Annotated in this window: 7 protein-coding genes and 1 pseudogene; 6 read left to right on the forward strand and 2 right to left on the reverse strand. The window is 67.3% G+C overall.

The window, feature by feature from the left end:
• A partial coding sequence (locus tag ABZZ74_RS50515) for a transposase family protein (protein WP_356950879.1) occupies positions 1-684 on the reverse strand: 684 nt, incomplete at its 3' end.
• A 494-nt stretch (positions 685-1178) separates the two neighbouring features.
• On the opposite strand from ABZZ74_RS50515, the gene ABZZ74_RS50520 reads away from it, so the two are divergent.
• From ABZZ74_RS50520 to ABZZ74_RS50545, 6 genes are all read left to right on the forward strand, one after another.
• On the forward strand, positions 1179-1742 hold the full coding sequence (locus ABZZ74_RS50520; RefSeq protein WP_356950880.1) for an XRE family transcriptional regulator: 564 nt from the start codon (positions 1179-1181) through the stop codon (positions 1740-1742).
• A gap of 67 nt (positions 1743-1809) precedes the next feature.
• Entirely contained in the window at positions 1810-2307 is a 498-nt protein-coding gene (locus ABZZ74_RS50525) for a YbaK/EbsC family protein (protein WP_356950881.1), read from the forward strand.
• A 137-nt stretch (positions 2308-2444) separates the two neighbouring features.
• Positions 2445-4019, forward strand: coding sequence for a cobalamin-dependent protein (locus tag ABZZ74_RS50530; protein WP_356950882.1), 1575 nt, complete (start codon positions 2445-2447; stop codon positions 4017-4019).
• A 178-nt stretch (positions 4020-4197) separates the two neighbouring features.
• A complete protein-coding gene (locus tag ABZZ74_RS50535) occupies positions 4198-5682 on the forward strand; it encodes an amino acid adenylation domain-containing protein (RefSeq protein WP_356950883.1) in 1485 nt (494 codons plus the stop codon).
• A 178-nt stretch (positions 5683-5860) separates the two neighbouring features.
• Complete coding sequence (locus ABZZ74_RS50540) at positions 5861-7696, forward strand: APC family permease (RefSeq protein WP_356950884.1); 1836 nt, start codon at positions 5861-5863, stop codon at positions 7694-7696.
• Positions 7620-8159, forward strand: coding sequence for a transposase (locus ABZZ74_RS50545; protein ID WP_356950885.1), 540 nt, complete (start codon positions 7620-7622; stop codon positions 8157-8159). Before ABZZ74_RS50540 ends, ABZZ74_RS50545 begins: the two co-directional genes overlap by 77 nt.
• 26 nt (positions 8160-8185) lie before the next feature.
• On the opposite strand, the pseudogene ABZZ74_RS50550 reads toward ABZZ74_RS50545, so the two are convergent.
• A pseudogene (locus ABZZ74_RS50550) lies at positions 8186-10456 on the reverse strand (hypothetical protein); the annotation flags it as partial.

Here is a 10456-nt window from a genome sequence, read left to right on the forward strand (position 1 = left end):
GCGAAACCGCCGAAAGCCACCCGTCCCGGCCCAGGCCGCCCACGAGGCCGTACCAGCAGCGCCGCACCCCGCCACCCCGTCGGCAAACACCGGCACAAAAAGGACACCCATCGACCCGGAGGACCGAGGGGAAACCTTTAATTTCAAGCTAAGGGCGTCGATCAGGCCGTGGTGGCGGGCGCAGGTGGTGTCGTGCTCCCTGCCCGGGCGGACTGGTGAGACCCAGATCGGCCAGCCGTCGGGGGTGGCGATGACCTGCACGTTCCCGCCATGGTGCTTGTGTTTTCCGGACCACCACAGGTCTGCGCCGTTGGGGCCAGGGGCGGCGACGCGGTCGGTGCGGATGACGGTGCCGTCGAGGTTCAGATGCGTCAGCCCTGCTGCCTTCGCACGCTCCAGCGCGGTGGACAGGTCCGGTGCGCCGGCGGCCAGGACGGCCAGTCCTTCGTGGAGGTAGCGGAAGGCGGTGGAGGCCGACAGGCCGTTGACACAAGCGAGTTGGGCCAGCCGGGTGCCGTCGAGGAACCAGCGCAGCACGAGCACCGCCTGCTTGAAGCAGCCCAGCGCACGTCGCCCCTTGCGGGTCCCGGCCGCGATCCGGTGGTCGCGCAGGAGGCCGGCCAGGTGCTCGGCGCTGGACCGCTTCACATCGAGCACGGCGGTGTATGTGACACTGGTCGGCACGTGAGGCCCCTCGGTCGGATCTTTCCTTCGCAAGATCGTTCCTACCAGGGGCCTTACGCCTGCGCGGACTTGGGGATACCGAGGACCACGCGATGCGCCTCGCGCTCACGGACAGTGGCTGGCGGTTACTGGGAACGGCTCACTGTGGGTGTGAACGACTCGACCAGCTCCCGCGCCGTGACGGTCCCGCGGAACCTCGGGTAGGCGGTGCGGTCGATCGATGTCAACGCACACCTCGAAGATCACAGGGGCCAGAATGACAGCATCCTAATGATCCATATCCAGGCGACCCGCGCTGGCCTCTACCACCGTGGGAGCAGGACCGTGGCACGTTTCGCAGGTCGTGGGGGCGGTGCGGGGCCGCAAGCAGAGGTGCAGCCGCGTCACGGGATGTCGGCGGCAGCTTCCGGCACGTCAAATGGAGTCCATCGGTCGTTTTAGTGGCCATTCAGTCGTCTTGCCATTACGAGCGTTGAGGCGTACTGTCCAGTGCCGTGACGGACATCATGGGGTCGGTTGCCGCCAATATTCGCCGGATCCGTACCGTGCGCGGGCTGTCGTTGAACGAGTTGTCGCGTCAGTCTTCGGTGGCCAAAGCTACTCTCGCGCAGCTGGAACTGGGGCGGGGTAATCCGACACTTGAGACGCTCATGTCCTTGGCGACACATCTGGGAGTGCCCCTCACGGATCTCATCGCCTCGGAGAGTGTCCCGCTGATGCACGTCACACGGGCGAACGAGGGCATGATAGTGCGCGGCGATGGCCTTGACCTGCGGCTGATCCACCGTATGACCAATGAGAAAACCATGTACGAGATCTACGACATGCGTATGTCGCAGGGTACGTACGAGTCGCCGCCGCACAGCATGGGAGTACTTGAGCACCTGATAGTTCATCAGGGGAGTCTGCTCGTCGGGCCCCAGAGCGGGTCGACCAAGCTCGATGTCGGCGATTTCATAGCTTTCTCGGCCGATCGGCCTCACCTGTACGAATGCCTGACACCGGAGGCGGAAGCAACTCTGATCGTGCTTTACCCGATGGGCGCAGCCGATCGATAGCGGACGTGCCGGATGAGACCGGCGCCCCTGCCCCTGGCCCGTACCGGCGACAGAGGTGGGGCAACACATGACGCAACGGGGAGAACTCTTGCACACGCCAGTACAACGGGTCCGTGATGTCCTGACCCAGCACGGCTCTACGGCGGAGATCGTAGAGCTGCCTGCCCCGGCCCCCACCGCCGCGGCTACAGCAGAACAACTGGGCTGCGATGTGGGTGCCATCGCCAACAGCCTCATTTTCTCCATCGACAGCACCCCCTTGCTGATTCTGACCAGTGGCGCCCATCGTGTGGACACCCGCCGCGTCGCCCAGTTCCTGGGCGTGGGACGCGGCAAGATCCGGCGCGCTGATCCGGACTTTGTCCTGCGGGTCACCGGACAGGAAGTCGGCGGTGTCGCTCCCATCGGCCATCCGTCCGCAGTGCGCACTCTGGTCGACACGCATCTGGATGACTATCCGTACGTCTGGGCGGGTGCCGGGCTGCCGCACACCGTGTTCCGTACGACGTTCACGGAACTGGTGAAGCTGACGGCCGGCGAGGCCGCTGCAGTCGGCTCCAGCTGACGTTCCGTTCCTTTCGCATCCTCGTTGCCGTGCACCATCTCGCCGGAGGTGGTGCTGGTCGACACGCTCGATGACATGTATCACCGCACATCCAGAGCCTGCCCTTTCCCCTGCCTGCACGAGAGTGGTGGTTCCTCATGGTTGAAGACGTCCGGTACATCCTGTTCATCAACGCGAACGACACCTCGCGCCACACGTCGAGCGCGAACACGTCGATCTACCCGAATCTGGGCTTGCTGACGCTGATGAGCTCCTTACGGCCCCGATTAGAAGGAACGGGCCTGCGCGTCGGCTACCTGGACGGCACGGTCCACGGCAATCCCGCACTGGAAGAGTTCATCGATGCACACGCCCACCGAATACAGGCGCTCTGCTTCAGCGTCCTGACCGCGAACTACGGCGCCTCGGTGGCGATGGCCCAGCGTGCCAAGCGGATCAATCCACAGGCGCTCGTCGTCTTCGGCAACGACCACTTCTCCGCTCTGTACGACAGGGTGATGGCCAACCAGCCGGCGGTGGACGTCGGCTTCTACGGCAACGACGTCGTCGAAGGCTTCACCGACTTCATGGCCGACCGGTTCACCGGCGTCCTACGGCCGACCATGGACTATGCGGGCCTGGTCTACCGCGACGCGAGCGGGACGGTGCACCGCAACCCGGAGAACCCTGCGGAGTACGGGCGCCTCCCTGTCGTCGACTACTCCCTGGCCGACAGCCTGATGCCGCACGAGAAGCACTACCTCGACGGACAGCAGCAGGTCTACTTCTTCATGCGAGACCGCGAGCTGCGCAGTCAGGTCGTCGACATCGGCCGCGGCTGCGTGAAATTCGCCGGCGAGCGTCTGGAGGGCGTCCCCCTCAACGCCTGCGACTTCTGCGGCATCATCCCGGGCGTACGCGAGATCATCGCGCCAGAGGCCGAGCGAGCCTGGGCGGTTCTCGAAAACGCCTACTGCCAAGGGTTCAACTACTTCTACATCACCGCGGACGAGCTGCCGCTGACCCTGTGGCGGATGCTGCGCTCCATGGCCGCCCAGCCACCCGAATGGTTCCTCGCGCTGCCCGAGCCGGACCGCCCGAAGATGTTCGGCTACGCTCGCGCCGAGGCATTCGCCACCGGCGCCGACCGGATCGACACCCTGGTCAACCGGCTCGGGCTGGACCACTTCTTCATCGGCTTCGACGGCCTGTCGGATGTGTCGCTGCACGTGATGAACAAACAACCCATCGGCGGCCGAGGGCGGACCCACGCCCCGATGGACCACAATCTACGTGCGCTGGAAGGGGTCATCCGCCGAGGCGGCATGATCACCGCAGGTCTCGTGGTCACCCATCTCGGCATCACCCCCGAGATCATGGCGGCGAATCACGCGGCCCTCACCCGCATCGTCGAGGACCACCCCAAGACGTTCGCGGCGCTCGACTTCGGCCCACTGTGCCCGATTCCAGGCTCCCAGTCCTACCGCTACCTCACGCACCCCGAGTACGCACAGACCCGCGCCGGGGAATTCGGACTGCGCGTGGACCGTGACTATCTCGAATCCCGCAAGGACTTCTACCGCACTGCGGACGAGCTCGACATGGACGAGATGATCCGCGACTTCGTGGCTGGCTGCTGCCCCGACATCACGATGGACCTCGTGGACGAGTACATCGACAAGATGGGCGCGCTCGCCACCACACACGACATCGTGATCGGCGGCGGAGTCTGAGCGTTCTTCCGCGCTGACTCTCCACATCCACCTGCCACTGCCTGCGCTCACATCGCTGTACCACTGCCAACATCCGCATGCCCATTTCGCTACCCGCGGCCGGACCCGGCCGGGGAGAACGGGGAGAACTCCATTGAGTACACAGACCGCTTCGGGCAGCCAGCTTCTCGTACATGAGATGGTCGCTGCCCAAGCCCAGAAGCACCCCGATGCAGTCGCGCTGCGCTGGCCTGGCGGCGAGCTGAGCTACCGCGACCTCCAGACGGCCATCCAGAGGCTGGCCGGCCACCTCGCCGGAACCACCCGGGCGGCGCTGTTCAACGACCGCTCTCCGGAACTGGCCATCGCGGTCCTCGCGGTCCTGTCCGGCGGTGGCTCGTACGTCCCGCTCGACAACACCTACCCGCGGGGCCGGCTCGATTACATGCTCGCCGACAGCGGCGCCGACCGGCTGCTGTGCCGCGCCCACCTCGCCGACCTGATCACCATTCCCGACGGCTGTGAACTGGAGATCCTCGACCCCGTCCTGGACGACCTGCACGCCCGCGAGCTGCCGGAGTGGGGGGCCAAGTCCGCCCCCGAGGACCTGGCCTACATCAGCTACACCTCCGGCTCCACCGGCCGTCCCAAGGGGGTGGCAATGCCCCATAGGGCCTTGGCCAACCTGAACTCCTGGCAGGTGGCCGACTCCGGTTCCACCGTGGGCTGGAACACCCTGCAGTTGTGGCCGCTGAGCGTGGACGTCTCCTTCCAGGAGATCTTCGGAACCTGGTCCAGCGGCGGCACTCTCGTCCTGATCGAGGAGGACGTCCGCCAGGACCCGCGCAAGCTCCTCGCCTACATCGACGAACAGCAGATCCACCGCGTCTTCCTGCCGTTCGTCTCTCTGCACCAGGTCATCGAGGCCGCCGTCCAGCAGGACCGCTACCCGGCATCACTGCGAGAGGTCATCACCGCCGGAGAACAGCTGCAGATCGGGGACTCGGTACGGAAGTTCTTCACCCGCACCGGAGCAACTCTGGAGAACCAGTACGGCACCACCGAGACGCACGTGGTCACAGCAGAGAAGCTGACCGGCGATCCCGCCGCATGGCCGGTCCTGCCCTCCATCGGCACAGCCATCACCAACACCGTCGTCAAGATCGTCGACGGCGACATGCAGCCGGTCTCCGCAGGCGAGGTCGGAGAGATCTGCATCGGCGGCATCGCCGTCGCCGACGGCTACCTCAACCGCCCCGAGCTGACCGCCGAACGCTTCCGTACCTGGCCCGGTCTCAACATCCCCGCCTATCTGACCGGAGACTTCGGGCGTCTCCTGCCTGACGGGAAAATCGAATTCCTCGGCCGCCGCGACACCCAGGTCAAGATCAACGGATCACGTGTCGAGCTGGGCGAGGTCGAGAGCCAGCTGCGGGAACTGCCCGGCGTCAGCGACGCGTTGGTCACCGTCCATCCGACTGCATCAGGCCAGAAGGTCCTCGCTGCCCACTGCGTCCGCGCCCCCGGCACCGACATCGAGGAATCGGTTCTTCGCGACGGGCTCAGCCAGGTGCTGCCCCGGCACATGGTCCCGGCCCACTACGTCGTCCTGGACGCCTTCCCCTTCACCCCCACAGGCAAGGTCGACCGGGCCGCCCTGGCACAGGCCCTGCCCACGGTCTGACCCCAGCAGGCTCTTCCTATCGTCCGTCTCGGGGCCAGGAGAAACCACGTCTGGCCCCGAGACGGCGACCGAGCATGCCTCAGCCCCGAGCCAGCCTGCGAAAGGCAGCCTGATGGACCTTCTCAAGCGACCACCCGACACTTCTCGCCGCATGCGCAGAGAAGTCACCCTCCCACAATTGATCTTCCTCAGCATCGGCGGGCAGATCGGCTCCGCCTGGCTGTTCGCCGTCCTGTCAGCCGCCGGAATCGCCGGTCCCGCCGCCATCCTCTCCTGGGTGATCGCCGGCACCGTATTCATGGTCATCGCCCTCACCTGGATCGAACTGGGCGCCATGCTTCCCATGACCGGCACCGTGGTCCGCTATCCCTATCTCACCCACGGCGCCTTCACCGGATGGATCATCGGATGGGCCGCCTGGCTCTTCGCCGTCTCCATCCCGGCCGTCGAAGCCGTCGCCGTGATGACCTATCTCGGCAGCCGTTTCCCCAACCTCAACGTCGTCGAGCAGCGCAGCGGCACCACCATGCTGGCCTGGCCCAACGGAATCCTCTGCGCCATCGCCCTGATGGTGGTCTTCTTACTGATCAACATCGTCGGGATCCGCAAGTTCAGCGAAGCCACCAACTGGGTCACCATCTGGAAAATCGCCGTTCCCGTCGCCACCTTCCTCCTCCTCTTCTTCATCCTGCGCAGCGACAACTTCTCCCTCGGCGGAGGATTCCTGCCCACCGGCGGCGCCAGCACCGTGCACGCCGTCTCCTCCACCGGCATCGCCTTCGCCTTCGTCGGCTTCCGCCAAGCCCTCGACTTCGGCGGAGAAATGAAGAACCCGCAACGGGACGCCAAGATCGCCATCATCGTGGCCATCGTCGTCCCGACCATCCTGTACACCCTGCTGCAGATCGCGTTCATCGGCGCCATCAACTGGCAGGACGCCGGTGTGCGGCCCGGCGACTGGGCCGCCCTCAACAGCAGCCCGTGGGCATCCGGTCCCTTCTTCCACGCCCTGGACGCCGCCGGCACCGCCGCCTTCGCCGCCTTCGGGAACCTCCTTCTGGTCGACGCGGTCCTCTCCCCCGCCGGTGCTGGCTGGATCTACCTGGGCAACAGCGCCCGCGTCAGCCAGGCCCTCGCCCTGCACGGCGCCGCCCCCGACACCTTCCGCCGCCTGTCCCCCCGGGGCATTCCGGCCACAACCACCTTCGTCTGCTTCGCCGTCGGCTGCCTCTTCTTCATCCCCGCCCCCAGCTGGTACCAGCTAGTCTCCTTCATCTCCGCCGCCGGCGTCCTCACCTTCCTGATGGGCAGCGCCAGCCTCTCCTCGCTCCGCAGAACCGCCCCCGACCTCCCGCGCCCCTTCAAGCTGCGCTGGGCCACCCTGTGGTCTCCCGCCAGCTTCACCTGCAGCGTGTTGGTGATCTACTGGTCCGGTTTCAGCACCCTGGTCACTCTGCTCGTCACCGTCTTCGCCGGACTGCCGCTCTTCGCCGTCTACACCGCAGCACGCCGGGGGTGGGTCACATCCGCACTCGCCATGCCGCTCAGCGCGGTCTTCCTCATCGTCTGGATCTACGTCAACGCCGCCGGAGGATGGTTTCTCGCAACGCAGCCCCAGCAGCACAGCGGATGGGGCTTCGGCTGGTACATGGCCGCCTTCAGCGGCAGCCTCCTCGCCTTCATCCTCACGCTTTGGGCTGTCAGTAATCCCACGGGACGCCGTCACATCGAACGCGGCATGTGGCTCGTCATCCTCCTCCTGGCGCTCCTGCCCACGTCGTACTACGGCCAGTACGGCCCGCACACCGCCATCTCCTTTCCCGCAGACATCGCCGTCGTTGCCGCACTCTCCCTCCTGACCTACCGCTGGGCCGTCTCCAGCGGCTATCCCACGGAAGACCTGGAACAGCTCCTCCAGTCGGAAAACAATCCCCGAGATGCCGACAGAGCTGACCAGCAACCCCCTGGCCTCACCGGAAACGAGCCAGCCACCACCCAACAGGACGGGGTGTAGGGGACCTGTCCACCACTCGCAGACAGGTCCCATCATCGCGGAGATCGGGCTGGACATGAGCCGGTTCCCCACCGCCGGCCACCTGGCTTCGTGGGCCAGATTCGCTCCGGGCGTGAAGGAATCGGCCGGCAAGAACAAGGGCCGGGGCACCACCGGCCACGGCAACCGCTACCTCGCCCGCGTGCTCGGCGAGGCCGCTGTGGGAGCCGCCCGCACCGACACCTTCCTCGGCGAGCGTTACCGCAGGATTGCCCGCCATCGCGGCAAGAAGAAGGCCATCGTCGCGGTCGGGCGTTCCATCCTGGTGGTCGTCTGGCACCTGCTCAACGACCCCGATGCCCGCTACCAGGACCTTGGCTCAGACTTCTACACCCGCCGCATCGATCCCGAACGCCGCAAACGCAGCCACATCCACCAGCTCGAAGCACTCGGCTACAAGGTCAGCCTCGAACCCGCCGCCTGATCCCACACGATCCACACCCGACCTCGCTACCGCTCGGCCGGGGAGCCTGCGGGGAGGTCGGTGTGCGGGGCCGTGGCGGGGGTGGTTTGCGTCGGGTGTGGTTCCCGGTGGGGGGTGGGCGGCAGGACTCCGGCGTTGGTCAGCCGGCGGAAGGGGCTGGGGTTTGCGGGGTCGGCCGGCGGGAGGGTGAAGGAGTCCAGTGTCCGCTGGGCGGACAGGCGCCATTGGGGTCCCCCGGCCGCGGCAGCCTGGCTAGCGCTGACCGTGACACTGCGGTCGTCCTCGACCCGCAGTTCCCAGCCAGGCGGGCTGAACCCGCCGTCCAGTGTCTCCAGCCGCTGTGGCTGCTGATCAACCGGCCAGGAGGCGTCCTGGCCCTGCCGGGCCGGCGGGTCGTAGTGCACTTGCAGGTTGGTCCCCGGGAGGCCGACCTTCCAGGCCACGACCTCTCCCTGCTGGAAGTGGAGCGTGGTGCCTGCACCGAAGACGACCTTGAAACCCAGCTTCGGGACGGTTTCGATGCGCCAGTTCCCGATGTTTTCCAAGGAGGTCAGGTAGGCCGCGACACGCACCCGCCACTTGACACCCTCAGTCAGTTCCTTCCACCCCTTGCTGGGCTTCCTGTCAAGGCCGAGAAATCTTGCCAGAGCTGTCTGGTCGGGCAGGCGGTGGGTCTCCAGCGAGGCCTGCCAGTTGTCCAGGGCGGGTTGGCCCGGTGTGCGGGACCAGTCGAACAGCAGGTGTGCCGGGTCCGGCGCGCCTGGTGCCCGCCGGTAGCCGCGTACCACGTGCTCGGCCCGATCGACCCACCACTCCCCCCTGCCCGGTTGGTGCACTCGCAGCTCGCCCCGGTCACCGGTGCTGATGTGGGCTTCGATCTCGGTCGTCCCGTCGGCGTCGACCAGCCGCGCACTGCCCTCGGGGCCCTCGGGGTCCTTGAGTTCCAGCTGGTGTCCGGTCCCGGGGAGGGCCATCGCCCAGTGCGAGAAGGCACCGTGGGAGTGGAAGTGAGCGATGTCCTGCCCCCGCCGCAACGCGACGGCGAATCCGCTGTGGGCGGTAGGCACAAGCCGCCAGTCCGTCTCCTGCGGCGCGATCTTCTCCAGCACCTTCAACCGCGGCAGCCACTCAGGCCTGATACCTCCACGGCGCATGGACAGCAGGTATGGGCCGCTTGTCAACAGGCGCCGTGCCAGCTCCGATGGTCTTTTCTCCAGCCGGTCCAGGAGGCCCTGGAGGATCTCCACTGCGGCCCGGTCTGCGCCGGGGCGAGGCAGGCCCGCTGCGGGGGGTGGGACAGGCCGGTCGGGTTGCGAGGGCCGGAGAACGCTGCCGGCGGCGCCCTCGCCGGGCAGACCCGGTATCCGGTCGCGCACGTCGCTGTCCGGCAGTCCGCGGGAGGACGGACCGGCCGCTTCGGCCCCGGAATCACCGGCAGGGGGGATGGCTGGCTCACCCGGCGGGCTGGGGCTGTCGAGCCAGGTGGGGTCGAAATCGATGGAATCGATGTCCAGGTCCATGTCGATGTCGAAGGGGTCTGTGGCCGGGTCGGCGGGCGGGGCACCGGTGGCGGAGCCGCTCGCGGGGGGTGCCCCGAGGACGGGCTGGGGCTGGGTGTTGCCGGTGGTGGTGAGGTGGAGCTGGGTGCCGTCGAACAGCAGGGCGTGGGTGGTGGCCGGATGGCCGTGGGAGGTGAGGAGGTCCAGGGCCCACGCGGCGGGGGTGGATGTGTCGCCGGGGTGGGCGGTGGCACGGATCTGCAGGCCGTGGGGGACGGGAGTGTGGAAGTGGGTGTGCGGTTGGTGGGGCCATGCGGGTAGCAGCGTGGCAGGGATGAGGTACTGGCGGGGTGTGTTCGGGGCGTGGGTGTCCGCGCGCAGGACGGTGCCGGCTGGTGCGGGCGTGTCGTGGTAGCGCAGGCGGCCCCAGGCGTCGAAGTGCCAGCCGTGGCCGGTGGTGGGGTCGGCGATGGTGAAGCCGTCGGGGAGGGAGCCGGTCAGGGAGGGGGGCAGCGGGGCCGCGGCGGCGGTCGCGGAGGTGCTCTCGAGGTCGGTCAGGCGGTGTATGGCATGGGGGCCGGCGGTGCCGTCCGCGGTGGTGTAGGTGGTGTGGACGTACAGGCCCCGCAGCGGGCCGGGGAGATCGCCGGTCAGCGGGGTCAGCCGGTCGCGGGGGTGAGCGGCCGACTCGAACACCCAGCTCGCGAACACACCGTCGGTGTCCGGTACCGGCAGGTGCACAAACAGCTCCCGGCCGGCCTGTTCGGTGTGGACGACGGCGTCGGGCGCCGGGGCGGG

The organism is Streptomyces sp. NPDC006476, assembly GCF_040612015.1.
GTDB classification, from domain to species: Bacteria; Actinomycetota; Actinomycetes; order Streptomycetales; family Streptomycetaceae; genus Streptomyces; species Streptomyces griseorubiginosus_B.

Coding starts and splice junctions, on each gene's coding strand:
- ABZZ74_RS50525 (WP_356950881.1), top strand. CDS start 1,810: ATGACGCAACGGGGAGAACTCTTGCACACGCCAGTACAACGGGTCCGT.
- ABZZ74_RS50530 (WP_356950882.1), top strand. CDS start 2,445: ATGGTTGAAGACGTCCGGTACATCCTGTTCATCAACGCGAACGACACC.
- ABZZ74_RS50535 (WP_356950883.1), top strand. CDS start 4,198: ATGGTCGCTGCCCAAGCCCAGAAGCACCCCGATGCAGTCGCGCTGCGC.
- ABZZ74_RS50545 (WP_356950885.1), top strand. CDS start 7,620: ATGCCGACAGAGCTGACCAGCAACCCCCTGGCCTCACCGGAAACGAGC.